The sequence below is a fragment of the Pseudomonas emilianonis genome, assembly GCF_023072625.1.
In the GTDB taxonomy this organism is placed as follows: Bacteria; Pseudomonadota; Gammaproteobacteria; order Pseudomonadales; family Pseudomonadaceae; genus Aquipseudomonas; species Aquipseudomonas paraveronii.
Window position 1 is genome coordinate 1 of sequence record NZ_JAKNRV010000118.1, and the last position, 14,151, is coordinate 14,151.

Annotated in this window: 16 protein-coding genes and 1 pseudogene; 8 read left to right on the forward strand and 9 right to left on the reverse strand. The window is 62.1% G+C overall.

The window, feature by feature from the left end; translation table 11 throughout:
- The 5 genes from L9Z73_RS14050 to lptM form a co-directional block, all read right to left on the reverse strand.
- Window positions 1–644 (reverse strand): tyrosine recombinase XerC (locus tag L9Z73_RS14050; RefSeq protein WP_247401862.1); only part of this gene is annotated, 644 nt, incomplete at its 3' end.
- 2 nt (window positions 645–646) lie between these two features.
- On the reverse strand, window positions 647–1,363 hold the full coding sequence (locus L9Z73_RS14055; RefSeq protein WP_247401864.1) for a DUF484 family protein: 717 nt from the start codon (window positions 1,361–1,363) through the stop codon (window positions 647–649).
- Window positions 1,364–1,376: 13 nt separating this feature from the next.
- Window positions 1,377–2,207, reverse strand: coding sequence for a diaminopimelate epimerase (gene dapF, locus L9Z73_RS14060; RefSeq protein WP_247401866.1), 831 nt, complete (start codon window positions 2,205–2,207; stop codon window positions 1,377–1,379).
- Window positions 2,208–2,210: 3 nt separating this feature from the next.
- Window positions 2,211–3,458, reverse strand: coding sequence for a diaminopimelate decarboxylase (gene lysA, locus L9Z73_RS14065; RefSeq protein WP_247401868.1), 1,248 nt, complete (start codon window positions 3,456–3,458; stop codon window positions 2,211–2,213).
- 9 nt (window positions 3,459–3,467) lie between these two features.
- Window positions 3,468–3,635 carry an LPS translocon maturation chaperone LptM gene (gene lptM, locus L9Z73_RS14070; protein WP_048723727.1) on the reverse strand — a complete coding sequence of 56 codons (168 nt, stop codon included), beginning with the start codon at window positions 3,633–3,635 and terminating at the stop codon, window positions 3,468–3,470.
- A gap of 238 nt (window positions 3,636–3,873) precedes the next feature.
- Between lptM and cyaY the strand changes: the two genes are divergently transcribed.
- The 3 genes from cyaY (at window position 3,874) to rnk (ending at window position 4,984) form a co-directional block, all read left to right on the forward strand.
- Window positions 3,874–4,221, forward strand: a complete 348-nt coding sequence (gene cyaY, locus L9Z73_RS14075) for an iron donor protein CyaY (protein ID WP_247401870.1) — start codon at window positions 3,874–3,876, stop codon at window positions 4,219–4,221.
- 2 nt (window positions 4,222–4,223) lie between these two features.
- Window positions 4,224–4,442, forward strand: a complete 219-nt coding sequence (locus tag L9Z73_RS14080; protein ID WP_247401872.1) for a DUF1289 domain-containing protein — start codon at window positions 4,224–4,226, stop codon at window positions 4,440–4,442.
- Between the two features lie 131 nt (window positions 4,443–4,573).
- Complete coding sequence (gene rnk, locus L9Z73_RS14085) at window positions 4,574–4,984, forward strand: nucleoside diphosphate kinase regulator (RefSeq protein WP_247401875.1); 411 nt, start codon at window positions 4,574–4,576, stop codon at window positions 4,982–4,984.
- Here the strand turns inward: rnk and L9Z73_RS14090 are convergent.
- The 3 genes from L9Z73_RS14090 to L9Z73_RS14100 form a co-directional block, all read right to left on the reverse strand.
- Window positions 4,981–7,821: a class I adenylate cyclase gene (locus tag L9Z73_RS14090; RefSeq protein ID WP_247401878.1), complete on the reverse strand. Its 2,841-nt coding sequence runs from the start codon at window positions 7,819–7,821 to the stop codon at window positions 4,981–4,983. The two genes, rnk and L9Z73_RS14090, sit on opposite strands and share 4 nt — an antisense overlap.
- Window positions 7,822–7,990: 169 nt before the next feature.
- Entirely contained in the window at window positions 7,991–8,245 is a 255-nt protein-coding gene (locus L9Z73_RS14095) for a TIGR02647 family protein (protein ID WP_247401881.1), read from the reverse strand.
- Window positions 8,246–8,397: 152 nt separating this feature from the next.
- Window positions 8,398–8,682, reverse strand: coding sequence for a hypothetical protein (locus L9Z73_RS14100; protein WP_247401884.1), 285 nt, complete (start codon window positions 8,680–8,682; stop codon window positions 8,398–8,400).
- A 125-nt stretch (window positions 8,683–8,807) separates the two neighbouring features.
- Between L9Z73_RS14100 and L9Z73_RS14105 the strand changes: the two genes are divergently transcribed.
- Complete coding sequence (locus tag L9Z73_RS14105; protein WP_247401887.1) at window positions 8,808–9,467, forward strand: glutathione S-transferase family protein; 660 nt, start codon at window positions 8,808–8,810, stop codon at window positions 9,465–9,467.
- A gap of 55 nt (window positions 9,468–9,522) precedes the next feature.
- Here L9Z73_RS14105 and argH read toward each other — a convergent pair whose 3' ends face one another.
- Window positions 9,523–10,917 carry an argininosuccinate lyase gene (gene argH / locus L9Z73_RS14110; protein ID WP_247401890.1) on the reverse strand — a complete coding sequence of 465 codons (1,395 nt, stop codon included), beginning with the start codon at window positions 10,915–10,917 and terminating at the stop codon, window positions 9,523–9,525.
- A gap of 502 nt (window positions 10,918–11,419) precedes the next feature.
- Between argH and L9Z73_RS14115 the strand changes: the two genes are divergently transcribed.
- The 4 genes and pseudogenes from L9Z73_RS14115 to L9Z73_RS14130 form a co-directional block, all read left to right on the forward strand.
- Window positions 11,420–12,166, forward strand: coding sequence for a LytR/AlgR family response regulator transcription factor (locus tag L9Z73_RS14115; protein ID WP_247401893.1), 747 nt, complete (start codon window positions 11,420–11,422; stop codon window positions 12,164–12,166).
- 126 nt (window positions 12,167–12,292) lie between these two features.
- A complete protein-coding gene (hemC, locus tag L9Z73_RS14120) occupies window positions 12,293–13,234 on the forward strand; it encodes a hydroxymethylbilane synthase (RefSeq protein ID WP_247401897.1) in 942 nt (313 codons plus the stop codon).
- Window positions 13,231–13,989, forward strand: a complete 759-nt coding sequence (locus L9Z73_RS14125) for a uroporphyrinogen-III synthase (protein WP_247401900.1) — start codon at window positions 13,231–13,233, stop codon at window positions 13,987–13,989. Before hemC ends, L9Z73_RS14125 begins: the two co-directional genes overlap by 4 nt.
- 36 nt (window positions 13,990–14,025) lie before the next feature.
- Window positions 14,026–14,151, forward strand: a pseudogene (locus L9Z73_RS14130) (aminoacetone oxidase family FAD-binding enzyme); the annotation flags it as partial.

Sequence of the window (14,151 nt, forward strand, 5' to 3'; positions counted from 1 at the left end):
GGGCCCAGGCGCCGGCCCTGCTGGCTGACGAACACGGCGTCGTCCGCCGGGTTGGTCAGTGCGCGCAGGGGCAGCCACAGTTGCAAGGCTTCGCGGGCTTTTCTACCCACCGGCAGCACACGGGTCTTGCTGCCCTTGCCGAGCACTTGCACCAGGCCGTCGGCCAGGTCAAGTTGATCGAGGTTCAGCCCGGTCAGTTCCGACAGACGCAGGCCCGAAGAATAGAACAGCTCCAGGATCGCCTGGTCGCGATGGGCCAGGAAATCATCCTCGACGGCGCCATCGAGCAATTGCAGGGCGCGGTCTGTGTCGAGAGTCTTGGGCAGCCGCCGCTCGCCCTTGGGCGGGGCCAGGCCATTGGCCGGGTCGTGATCGCACAGGCCTTCGCGGTTGAGGTAGTGATACAGGCCGCGCACCGCCGACAGCAGGCGTGCCAGGCTGCGCGAAGATTGGCCCTGCTGGTGCAGGCGCGCGATCAGGCTGCGCAGCCCCTGGATATCCAGGGCTTTCCAACTGGGGATCTGCTGCTTTTGGCAGTAGGCCAGAACCTTGTTCAAGTCCCGCCGGTAGGCTTCCAGGGTGTGGGGCGACACCTGGCGCTCGCTGCGCAGGTGAGCGCAGTAAGCGTCCAGTTGCCGTTCCATGGTTAGCGCACCGCGCGCAGGGCGGTGGTGAAACGCGGTAGTACGCGGCCCAGCACTTCGGCGATGTAGGTCAGGAACAGCGTGCCCACCGAGCTTTTGTAGTGCGCAGGGTCACGGCTGGCGATGGCCAGTACCCCATGCAGGCCTTGATGGCTGAGGGCGGCCACCGCCGTAGAGCCGATCTGCTTGCGCTGCTCGGCGCCAAACAAAAAGTCCAACTCATGTTCGCGCAAGGTGCCGCTGATGGTCTTGCCTTCGGAAAGCAGGCCGCCAATCGCCGTTTGCGCTTCGCCGCCGCTGACCCAGCGGCCTACCGGCATCGGGTTGTCGCTGAACAGGATCAGGCTGACGAAGGGCACCTGGAAGTCCTGGCGCAGGCTGTCTTCCACGGCGATCACCGTTTCTTCCAGGCTGGTGGCGTCCATCAGCGTCAGAATCAGGCGCCGGGTCTTGTCGAACAGGCGGTCGTTATCGCGGGCTACGTCCATCAAGTGCGAGAGCCGATGGCGCATTTCGATGTTGCGCTCGCGCAGGATCTTCATCTGCCGCTCCACCAGCGACACGGTATCGCCGCGCTGGTGGGGGATGCGCAGGGCCGGCAGCAGTTCTTCGTGCTCGACGAAGAAGTCCGGATTAGCCTCAAGGTACGCCGCGACAGCAGCGGCCTCCAGGCTGTCGCTCGGGGATGCTTGTGCGGGTACTTGAGGCTTATCGGTCATTTGCTTGGCTCACTCATAGACGGACCTGTCCTTCGTATACGCGCATGGCTGGCCCGGTCATCATCACCGGGTGGCCGGGGCCTGCCCATTCGATGGACAAGCGTCCGCCGGGCAGGTCGATCAGCAGCGGCGAATCCATCCACCCCTGGCTGATCGCGGCCACGGCAGCGGCGCAAGCACCGGTGCCGCAGGCCTGGGTTTCACCGGCGCCGCGCTCCCATACACGCAATTGCGCGCGGGAGCGGTCGATCACCTGCAGGAAGCCCACATTGACCCGTGCCGGAAAGCGCGGGTGATGTTCGATCTTCGGCCCCAGCTCATGCACCGGCGCGCTATTGATGTCGTCGACGCGCAGCACCGCATGGGGGTTGCCCATGGACACGGCGGCCAGTTCGACAGCCTGGCCGTCGACGTCAACGGTGTAGCGGGTGGCCTGCTCGGTGGCCTGGAACGGAATATCCGCCGGCACCAGGCGTGGCGCGCCCATGTTGACGCTGATCTGGCCGTCGCTGCGGACATCCAGCTCGATCACGCCGCTCTTGGTCTCGACGCGAATCTGCCGCTTGGCGGTCAGGCGCTTGTCCAGCACAAAGCGGGCGAAGCAGCGCGCACCGTTGCCGCACTGTTCCACTTCGGAACCGTCGGAGTTGAAGATCCGGTAACGGAAATCCACCTCCGGGTTGCTGGGCGCCTCAACGATCAGCAACTGGTCGAAACCGATGCCGGTATGGCGGTCGCCCCACTGTTTAGCGTGCTTGGGCAGAATGTGCGCATGCTGGCTGACCAGGTCAAGAACCATGAAGTCATTGCCCAGCCCGTGCATCTTGGTAAAACGCAACAGCATGGCTTACTCCGGCAGCAGGCTTTCGCCAGCATACAACTCGGCTACCGTCTCGCGGCGACGCACTTCAAACGCTTGATCACCGTCCACCAGCACCTCGGCGGTACGCCCGCGGGTGTTGTAGTTGGAACTCATGACAAACCCGTAGGCACCGGCCGAATGAATGGCCAGCAGATCGCCTTCTTCTAGGGCCAACTGACGATCCTTGGCCAGGAAGTCGCCGGTTTCGCAGATCGGGCCGACGACGTCATAGGCGCGCGCTTCGATGTTGCGGGGCGTTACGGCGGTGACATTCATCCAGGCCTGGTACAGCGCCGGGCGGATCAGGTCGTTCATCGCCGCGTCGACGATGGCGAAATCCTTGTACTCGGTGTGCTTGAGGTACTCGACCTGGGTCAGCAGCACGCCGGCATTGGCGACGATGTAGCGGCCCGGCTCGAACATCAGCGCCAGGCCGCGGCCTTCCAGGCGTTCGCGCACGGCCTTGATGTAGTCGCCGATCAGCGGCGGCTCTTCATCGCGATACTGCACGCCCACGCCGCCACCGAGGTCGATGTGCTGCAGGTAGATGCCGCACTCGCCGAGGCGGTCGGTCAGCGCCAGCAGGCGGTCGAGGGCATCCAGGAACGGAGGCAGGGTGGTGAGTTGCGAGCCGATATGGCAGTCGACACCCAGCACTTCCAGGTTCGGCAGTTGGGCGGCGCGGATGTACACGTCCTCGGCGTCGGCGATGGCGATGCCGAACTTGTTCTCTTTGAGACCGGTGGAAATGTACGGGTGGGTGCCGGCGTCGACGTCCGGGTTGACGCGCAGGGAGATCGGCGCGCGAACGCCCATCTCGGCAGCGACGACTTGCAGGCGCTCCAGTTCGTCGGTGGATTCGACGTTGAAGCAATGCACGCCGACTTCCAGGGCGCGGCGCATGTCTTCGCGGCTCTTGCCGACGCCGGAGAAGACGATTTTGTCAGCCTGGCCGCCAGCGGCCAGAACCCGTTCCAGCTCGCCACGGGAGACAATGTCGAAACCGGCGCCCAGACGCGCCAGGACATTGAGCACGCCCAGGTTGGAGTTGGCCTTGACCGCGTAGCACACCAGGTGTGGCACGCCGTTCAGCGGGTCGGTGAAAGAGCGATATTGGGCTTCGATATGCGCGCGCGAGTACACATAGGTCGGGGTGCCAAAGCGCTCGGCAATCGCGGACAGCGCCACGCCTTCCGCGAACAGCTCGCCGTTCCGGTAGTTAAAAGCGTCCATGGGTTTCCCTTAGTAAGTGTCGTGCTTGTGCGCTTTTTGCGGTTTCTGCGACGATTGCGCCTGTTCATTTGGGTCTTTGCTGTCATCGGGCAGGTACAGCGGGCCTTTTTGACCACAGGCACTAACGAGGCAAGCGACCGCGACGAGCGCAGCAAGGGAAGAGATCAGGCGCTTCATGGCGAAATCCTTGAATATGCATTAATTGCGCCCGAGTATACCGACCACCCGCCAGCTTGCCTATGCGCCGGAATACCCGTCCGGCGGGGGTTTGCCGAGATAGTAGCGAAGCAGCTTACGGTAGCTGGGGATATTTCTTACCGTCATCGGTAACGAACTCGGTATCCTTTGCAATCGGCGGAGCGCGACCGTATCGTGCGGCGCTTGAGCAAAACCAGACACTTTTGAGGTTGCCGCAATGAGTTTGACCGAAGCCCGTTTTCACGACCTGGTGGATTCGACCCAGCACGCGCTGGAAGATATTTTCGACGAGAGCGGCCTGGATGTGGACCTGGAAAACTCGGCCGGGGTGCTGACCGTCAAGTTCGAGAACGGCACTCAACTGATCTTCAGTCGCCAGGAGCCGTTGCGCCAACTGTGGCTGGCAGCACGTTCCGGCGGTTTTCACTTCGATTACAACGAAGAAGACCGCAATTGGCAGTGCGATACCAGCGATGAGCTGCTCAGCGAAATGCTCGCGCGTATCACTCAGGAACAGGCCGGCGTCGAGTTGGGCTTCGATGAGCTGAACCCCGACGAGAACTGATCGTGAACCAGCCAGCGCCTGTACGTCCGCCCAAGCCGTTGTTCAGTAATGTCAGCGCGGCGGTGCCGTCACCTTGTATCAGCTTGTGTCGGCTGGACGAGCAAAAAGTCTGCCTTGGCTGCTTTCGCCATGTGGAAGACATCCGTGAATGGCGCTCCGCCGACGATCAGCGGCGGCGAGTGATCGTGGCCCAGGCCGAGCGACGCAAAGTCGCGCCTTGAGCCCTTCTTGTTTATTTGCGGTGCTGTGGTAGTGTCCGGGTACACCTCAACTCATCGAGGTCCGTGAGAACCCCGCCTTTTCCTGGCGGGGTTTTGCTTTTTTGTGCAGAAAAAAGGAGTCTGCCTGAATCATGACCGCACCTTCCATCATTCTTACCCGTCTCGACGTGCAGCGTCTTGAGCAACTGATCGACCGTGTCGGCGAGAACTCGCCGGGCGTAGAAGCCCTGCAGCACGAACTCGACCGCGCCGAAGAAGTGGTTGGCCACGATGAAGTACCTGCAGATGTCGTGACCATGAACTCCAGCGTGCATTGCCGCGAGCAAGGCAGCGGCAAGGACTATCACCTGACCCTGGTTTACCCCAAGGATGCGAACGCCGACGCAGGCAAGATTTCGATCCTGGCACCAGTGGGCAGCGCATTGCTCGGCCTGAAAGTGGGCCAGCACATCGACTGGCCTGCGCCCGGCGGCAAGACCCTCAAGCTCGAACTGCTCAGTGTAGAAAACCAGCCCAAAGACGGCGGTGCCTTCTCGCTTTAGGTCCGGCTCAGCGCTTCATTGAGCGCCTGTTCCAGCTCGGCCTTGTAACGCAGGTACAAATTGCTCGGGCTGTGCACATCACCGAGCAGACCCGACAGGTCCAGATCAGTGATATAGCAGCGGTAGCGCTCGGTTTCCCGGCGTTGCCCGACGATCTCCTGGGCGACCACTGCAAACAGCTGGTCGCCAAATTCCAGTTCGGAAAACTCCCGCTGATTGCAGTACAGGGTAATCCCCACCTGGCCCGGCGTTGCCTTGCCGATAATCGCCTGCACGTCATAAAACGGCTTGTTGGCCGGGTTTTGCGGCGCCGGCCGAGACTCGATGCTGCGTGCGCGGTTGCTGCCCGATGGCAGCAGTTGGTAATACAGGGTTTGCACCGCACCCAGCGGTTCTTGCGGGTCCACGGGCGACAACGCGTCCCGGCGATAGATGATCGACTGCAGAAAGCGCTGTAACGGCGCCAACAGGCTCTGTTCATCGTGGAACGGCAAGCGTTGTTGCCAGAGCGCATTGAACTCATCCAGCACATACAGCTCGGCGAAGCCTTCGTTGACCCGGTAAAACACCTGCACGCAATCGGCCATGCCCATCGGTAGCAGCAACGCCAGGTCGTGGTCTTCCAGGGCCATCGCGTCCAGGTGCAACGGGCTGTAACTGGCCAGTTCTTCGCTGAGGTAGGCGATCAGTGCGTCCTGGGTCGCCAGTGATACGTGGGTAGCCTGGCCTGGCATCAGCTCCATCACGTGATAGTGCTGCTGCACCTGCAGCAGGTAGCGGTGGTTGCCCTGGCCCAGCAGCAGGTTCTGCGCGGTGTCGAAGATTTCTTCCACGCGCCGGGCAATGAACTGCGCGCGGTTGTGGCAGAAGCAGCGCACCCGCAGGCGTGGCAGGTGGTCCGACGGCAATTGGTTGAGGTAGTCGCGCAGGCAATCGAGCAGGGCATGGGGGCCGTCGTAGCGACTGACCATCACCTCGTTCCAACTGTTGAGCGTGACCTGGTCGAGGGTCAGCACCAGGTTGTCACGCACGCCGGCGTAACTCAGCGAGTCGGTGCGCTCGGTGGTCATCAGGATGTTCAGGTCGCGGTGGTGCTTGAGCGGGTCGACGCCGACGTTGATCAGCAGCAGCACGTCTTCCGGCACCGCCGAGCGCAGCAGGCGATCTTCATCGACGCTGGGCAGGGGCAGGGCGATGGTCTGTTGCAGGCTGCCCAGCAGGTTGAACAGTTCGAATTCGGTCATGTCGCTGACGCCCGGGTGCAGCGCCAGGCGGGTGCTGCTGTCGATCACGCCGTTGCGGTGGCACCAGGTGAGCATTTCCAGCAGGTCGCGGCTGCGCTTGATCGGCGCGAAGTGCTCCGACTCCAGAGCGGTGAGGCTGCCGTTGTACAGCCCCCAATGATGCTGGTCCGGTTCCTTGCGGTTGGGGGATTGCACCAGGGTCAGGGTGTCTTCGGCCAGGTCCGGGGCGATGCCGGGGTTAATGAATTCGACCTTGCCCGCCTTGCGTTCAAACGCCGCGTAGAGACGGCGGCCAAGCACATTGAGGTCGCGCTTGTTGATCAGGCTGACGGTCTGCTCGGTGCGGGCGAACTGGGTCAGGAAGCGATAGCTGTAGTTCAGCTCACTGACCAGGGCGCGGCGCTCGGAGGCCACCTGGCGCACTTTCCACTGGCTGCGGCTGTCGAGCAGGGCCAGTTGACGCGGGTCCCAGCCCCATTCACGGGCCAGGCGCTCCAGCAACAGGTGCTGCCAGCCGAGGGTGCGCTGGCCGGCGCTGAGCTTGCGGTTGACCTTCAAATACAGTGCGCGCCGTACGAGTTCCAGGCGTTCCGGCTCGTTGCGCGCGTTGAGGTATTCCTCGATGCGGCGATAGACCACGACATACGGGTCCAGCTCGTCCAGGACCATCTTGTTGGCGAACACCGCCCGCTTGAAGCGCAGGCTCAGGCACTGCACATTCGGGTGCTCGCTGGCGTAGACCTCGGTCAACAGCAGCTTGAGCAGCGACTTGTAGGGCGATTCGATGCCCTTGAACAGTTGCCACAGCCCGGCGCCAATAAATTCGCCGGGTGGGATGCGCGCCAGATGACCGAGGTCGAGGGTTTCATCGGCGCGGATAAAGCGTTTGGAAATCAGCGTGTGGGTGAACTCGGCGTAGCGGACTTCTTCGTATACCGGCACCAGCCACCAGATCGGCGTGCGGCCGGCGAGCCAGATGGCGGTGCGATAGAACTCATCCAGCAACAAATAGTGCTGGGTTGTGCCGCAGTCGTCGGAGCTCAGTTGCGTGTCGCGCTCGCCCAATACAAAACGGGTCGGCTCGATCAGGAAAAAATGCGCTTCGGCACCCATGCTCAGGGCCCAGGCTTCGAGCAACTGGCATTTCTTGCGCAGCTCGACCAGTTCGTTCTCGCCCAGGTCGGGGGCGTGACATACCCATACGTCCATGTCGCTTTGATCGGCCTGGGCCAGGGTGCCGAGGCTGCCCATCAGGAACAGGCCATGGATCGGCTGCGGCGGTTTGCCGTGACGCGGCTTGTAGGAAAACGAACGGGTCAGGCGCTGGGCTTCGCTCAGGGCCTGGGCGTCGGGTTCGAAATTCGACAGCCCGGCCGGGGTGCTGCCCGACACGTAACCGGGCAACAGCGGGTGATTGACGTGAAAAAACAGCGGCAGCAGGGTCAATACGCTTTGCTGGCGCGGCGTCAGCCCTTCGATGGCCCGGGCCATACGCCCTTCGTTAAGCGCCATGAAGCGCGCGCGCAACTGGGCCAGCACCTTGCGGTCGATGCCTTCGTCCAGGTCGGGGCGGATTTCATGGGTGCGGGTCATGTCGAACTCGGTGGCGCGCAAGGCCCGACATGGGCGGCCGTGTAGGAGTTTACAGTCAGAAGCGTAGGAGGTTTAGAGGGGAAGCGCTTTTTGGCGTCAGAATTTTATCCAGCCCACGGCAACGCCCTAGGAATCCGCGGCAGGCGGACCCCATGGGCAGTATCCGGAATCAGGCAGCTTCTTTGGTCGTGGTGGTGGTCAGGATGGTCAGCAGGGATTGGGCTTGTTCTGCGGCGTCCCGGCCAAGGCTGGTCAGGTAGCCTCCGTCCGGTTGGTCGATCAGTTTTTTCTCGAACAGGCGTTTGGCGGCGGCGATAGCGGTCGGTGCGGCAGTCTGATGGACTTTCAGACCTTCCTGGGAGCTGCCCAGGTTGAAGAGTGCAAGGATTTCCAGTTCGGCAACCAGCTCAGGGGTATACGACATAGGGACTCCAGACTTTCTAAGAATTTGTTAGAGGCTAGCAGGCCCTAAGGTGAACGTACTTTGGCGGGCTGTCCAGTGGGAAACTCGCGGGTGTTGATATGGCGCAGTGTTGTGGCGAGGAAGCAGGCTTCCCGGCCACGCGGGCGCTCGCTTCAGGCGTTTTCAGGCGGCAGTTCGGGCAGCGCGCGCAAGGCTGTTTCATACCAGTCGGTATTGAAGGCGCGGTCTTCGTCGAGCATCTTGTCGATTTCCACTGCCAGCACATGGGCCATCAGATTCAAAATCTCTTCGCGCTCGTAACCCACCAGCGTCAGCTTGTTGAACGTGGCCTTGGCGGCAGGCGGATTGTCGCTTTCGATCTGGTTTTCGATGGCCTGGGTCAGTGTGCTTTCGGTGAACTCTTCTTCGTCGTTGTCGATATCGGTCGGCTCGCTCATGGCAGGCTCCTCAAGGAAAGGGCGCCAGTCTACCTCCATTCAGGCAGGTGATGCTGCTAGCCAGGTTGGTCGGGCGGATCTATAACTCATGCAGCCAACCCCGCACACGGCCTGGAGGCTCTGCGATGCTCAAACTGTACGGATTTTCGGTCAGCAACTACTACAACATGGTCAAGCTGGCGCTCATGGAGAAAGGCCTGACGTTCGAAGAGGTGCCTTTTTTTGCCGGGCAAACGCCTGCAGCCCTGACGGTCAGCCCGCGGGGCAAGGTGCCGGTGCTGGGGGTCAAACAGGGCTTTATCAACGAAACCAGTGTGATCCTCGAATACATCGAGCAAACCCAGGAAGGCACTGCACTGTTGCCGGCGGAGCCGTTTCAGCGCGCCCAGGTGCTGGCATTGTGCAGGGAAATCGAGCTGTACATCGAGCTACCCGCCCGTGCCTGTTTCGCCGAAGCGTTTTTCGGCATGCCGGTGCCGGAGGCGATCAAGGACAAAGCCCGGGCCGAGTTGCTGCTGGGGGTCGCGTCTTTAGCTCGGCACGGCAAGTTCGCGCCCTATGTCGCAGGGGAGAGCTTTACGATTGCCGATCTGTATTTCATGTACAGCCTGAACCTCGCCTGCGGCGTGGGCGAGAAACTGTTTGGTCTGGATCTGCTGGCAGAATTGCCGGCGGCCAAGGCGTTGCTGGAGCGCTTGCATGCCATGCCTAACGCCTTGAAGGTGGCGGCGGACAGGGAAGCGGCGATGCCGGCGTTCATGGCGATGATTGCGGCGAAGAAGTAAGCAATGTGGGAGGGGCGGTGCGACGGTTCGACTTGCTCCTCCCACATTGATGCGTTTAGCGGCTGGCGAGCAGGGCCTGGCCGCGCACGACGGCTGCCTTGACCTGCGCTGGCGCAGTGCCGCCTATGTGGTTGCGTGCATTCACCGAACCTTCCAGGGTCAGCACGGCAAACACATCCTGCTCGATCTGGTCGCTGAACTTGCGCAGTTCTTCCAGGCTCATTTCCGCCAGGTCCTTGCCGCTTTCCACGCCGTATTTCACGGCATGGCCGACGATTTCGTGGCAGTCACGGAACGGCAGGCCACGGCGTACCAGGTAGTCAGCCAGGTCGGTCGCAGTGGAGAACCCGCGCAGCGCCGCTTCCCGCATGATCGCGTGCTTGGGCTTGATCGCCGGGATCATGTCGGCAAAGGCACGTAGCGAATCGCGCAGGGTGTCGGCAGCGTCGAACAGCGGTTCCTTGTCTTCCTGGTTGTCCTTGTTGTAGGCCAGGGGTTGGCCTTTCATCAGGGTCAGCAGGCCCATCAGCGCGCCGAATACGCGGCCGCTCTTGCCACGTACCAGCTCGGGCACGTCGGGGTTTTTCTTTTGCGGCATGATTGAGCTGCCGGTGCAGAAGCGGTCGGGCAGGTCGATGAACTGGAATTGCGCGCTGGTCCACAGCACCAGTTCTTCGGAGAAGCGCGACAGGTGCATCATCGCGATACTGGCGGCGGCGCAGAATTCGATAGCGAAGTCGCGGTCCGACACACCGTCCAGGGAGTTGCCGCCCACGGCGTCAAACCCCAGCAGTTGTGCAGTGTACTCGCGGTCGATCGGGTACGTGGTGCCCGCCAGTGCGGCGCTGCCCAATGGCATGCGGTTGGCGCGCTTGCGGCAATCCACCAGGCGCTCGTAATCGCGGCTGAGCATTTCGAACCAGGCCAGCAAGTGGTGGCCGAAGGTCACGGGCTGTGCGGTCTGCAGGTGGGTGAAGCCGGGCATGATAGTGTCCGATTCACGCTCGGCCTGTTCCAGCAAACCTTTTTGCAGGCGGGTGATTTCGGCCAGGATCAGGTCGATTTCGTCACGCAGCCACAGGCGGATATCGGTGGCCACCTGGTCGTTACGGCTGCGCCCGGTGTGCAGTTTTTTGCCGGTCACACCGATGCGATCGGTGAGGCGCGCCTCGATGTTCATGTGCACGTCTTCCAGATCGACGCGCCAGTCGAACGTACCGGCTTCGATCTCACCACGGATGGTGGTCAGGCCGTCGATGATGCTGTCGCGCTCGGCGTCGGTCAGCACGCCGACCTTGGCCAGCATCGTGGCGTGGGCGATCGAGCCCATGATGTCGTGGCGGTACAGGCGCTGGTCGAAGGTGACGGAGGCGGTGAAGCGGGCGACGAAGGCGTCGACGGGTTCACTGAAGCGGCCGCCCCAGGACTGGTTGGTCTTGTCGGTGCTCATGGATTCGCTCGTGATCTGCTTAAAAGAGGCGTGGAGGTGTGACGCCGATAATAACAGGGTTGCCCGTGGAGGCGGTGCTGCGGGTGGTCGGCATTTTTATTTGTGTAAAGGATGGCTAAGTGCCTTGCCGCCGGCCGCGTCCGGGAAGAGACTGGGCAAAGGTGCTTATTGAAACGATATTTGACGAATGAGCAATGTCGTCTCGGCGAGCGTCTACAGTTGGACTGATAGTGTGTGAATGCACCAAAGTCAGGTGATGCGGTCATAATCCTGACTACCATTAAACAAGGGGGGGATTCGGATTGTGTATCAGCAAACCCTACGACGATGCCCAAGGGCGGCAGGTTTTGGGCGCTATTGAACAGGTCCGGATAAATATGAGTGTCGCTCTCGGGGCACTTTTTGCCGCTCGCGCTAGTCTTAGCGTGGATCGCTGTGACGCAAGTCACCGCACCTGTCTACGCTATCCTTGTGCGAGACTCACGCAGGAATCCAGCGCAATATGAATGTCCTGATCGTTGATGACGAACCCCAAGCCCGCGAGCGACTGAGCCGTCTGGTCAGTGAGCTCGAGGGTTATACAGTCCTTGAACCGAGCGCCGCCACGGGCGAGGAGGCGTTGACGTTGATCGACAGCCTCAAGCCGGATGTGGTGCTGCTCGATATCCGCATGCCGGGCCTGGATGGCCTGCAAGTCGCCGCCCGCCTGAGTGAGCGCGAATCGCCACCGGCCGTGGTGTTGTGTGCCGCCGAGGAAGAGTTCCCTGCCGAAACCCTGGAAGCCAGCGGTGTCAGCTTCCTGGTCAAGCCAGTGACTGGCGAGGCGTTGCTCAAGGCGTTGAAAAAGGCCGAGCGCCCCAATCGCATCCAGCTTGCCGCCCTGACCCAGCCCGCCGCCCAGAGTGGTAACGGGCCGCGCAGCCATATCAGTGCGCGCACCCGCAAAGGTATCGAGCTGATCCCCCTGAGCCAGGTGGTCTATTTCATCGCCGATCACAAGTACGTGACCCTGCGTCACGAGGCTGGCGAAGTGCTGCTCGATGAGCCGCTCAAGGCCCTTGAGGATGAATTTGGCGACCGTTTCGTGCGCATCCACCGCAATGCGCTGGTGGCCCGTGAGCGCATCGAACGCCTGCAGCGCACGCCCCTGGGGCACTTTCAGTTATTCCTGAAAGGGCTTAACGGCGATGCCTTGATCGTCAGCCGGCGCCATGTCGCCGGCGTGCGCAAGATGATGCAGCAGCTTTAGCCCAAGGGCTGTAGCGGTGATCGCGGTGCGCTGCGGCCAGGGAGGCCCCGCACTTGCTGATTCAAATCAAAGCGAATTTTCCTGAGCTGTTATTATCTGCCGTATCTATTCAGTACGGATTGATCCATGTCCTCTCGCGAAATCCGCATCGCCACCCGTAAAAGTGCCCTGGCCTTGTGGCAGGCCGAATACGTCAAAGCACGCCTCGAGCAGGCCCACCCTGGTCTCCAGGTGTCCCTGGTGCCCATGGTCAGTCGCGGCGACAAGCTGCTGGACTCGCCGCTGTCGAAGATCGGCGGCAAGGGTTTGTTCGTCAAGGAACTGGAAACCGCGCTGCTGGAAAACGAAGCCGACATCGCCGTGCATTCGATGAAAGACGTGCCCATGGACTTCCCCGAAGGCCTGGGCCTGTTTTGCATCTGCGAGCGTGAAGACCCGCGCGACGCCTTCGTGTCCAATACCTACGCGTCCCTGGATGAGCTGCCGTTGGGCAGTATTGTCGGCACTTCCAGCCTGCGTCGTCAGGCCCAGTTGCTGACGCGTCGTCCGGATTTGCAGATCCGCTTCCTGCGCGGCAACGTCAACACCCGCCTGGCCAAGCTGGATGCCGGTGAATACGACGCGATCATTCTCGCGGCGGCCGGTTTGATCCGGCTCGGCTTCGAAGACCGCATCACCTCGGTCATCAGCGTCGAAGACAGCTTGCCCGCCGGCGGGCAGGGCGCAGTGGGCATCGAATGCCGCACCGCCGACAGTGAAATCCACGCCTTGCTCAAGCCGCTCGATCACCACGACACCGACGTCCGTGTCACCGCCGAACGCGCCCTGAACAAACACCTCAACGGTGGCTGCCAGGTGCCGATCGCCTGCTACGCCGTGCTTGAAGGGGAAAACCTGTGGCTGCGTGGCCTGGTGGGTGACCCTGACGGCGGCAACTTGATCACCGCGCAAGTGCGCGGGCCGCAGCGTGATGCGACGGCGCTGGGTATTCAGGTCGCCGAAGCGCTGCTGGACAAGGGCGCCGGTGTCATTCTGCAAAAAGTCTACGGCGAGGCCGGCCCGCAGTGACCGATTGGCGTGTGCTGCTGACGCGGCCTGCCGAGGAGTCTGCGCTGTTGGCGGCATCGTTGTCCGATGTCGGGATTTTCAGCAGCAGCCTGCCGTTGCTGGAGATCGAAGCCTTGCCGGTCACGCCTGCGCAGCAGGCGGTCTTTGCTGACCTGGGCCGCTATTGCGCGGTCATTGTGGTGAGCAAACCGGCGGCGCGCCTTGGCGTGCAATGCTTGGATCGACGCTGGCCGCAGTTGCCGTGGTTCAGCGTGGGGGCCGCCACCGCGCAGGTCCTCGCCGAACAGGGCCTGGACGTTCATTATCCCCCCAGCGGCGACGACAGCGAGGCCTTGCTTGCCTTGCCCGCCTTGCGCGAGGCTATTGCACATGCTGATGCGCGGGTGTTGATCCTGCGCGGCGAGGGTGGGCGAGAGCTGCTGGCGGAGCGCTTGCGCGAGCAAGGTGCTAGTGTCGACTATCTGGAGTTGTATCGCCGTTTTCTTCCGGCCTACGACCCGGGGGTACTCATGCAGCGCATCCAGTTGGAACGCTTGAACGGCCTGGTGGTCAGCAGTGGGCAGGGGTTTTTACACCTGCAAGCCCTGGCCGGCCCGGATTGGCCACAGGTGGCGCGGCTGCCGCTGTTCGTGCCCAGCCCGCGAGTCTATGAGATGGCGCGGGCCGCTGGCGCAGAAAAAGTTGTGGATTGTCGCGGCGCGAGTGCTGCGGCTTTGTTAGTGGCGTTACGGAGCCATTCCGTTCCCACTCTCTGATACGCAAAGGATGGATACGTGAGCGAAACAGCCTTGCCGATGGATGAAGCGATCAGTACGGCGGGGGGCGTGCCGTTTGAGGCGCTGGACGAGCGGTTGATGCTCAAGCAATTGCCGGGGGTGTTTTGTGCGGGAGAGATGCTGGATTGGGAGGCGCCGACC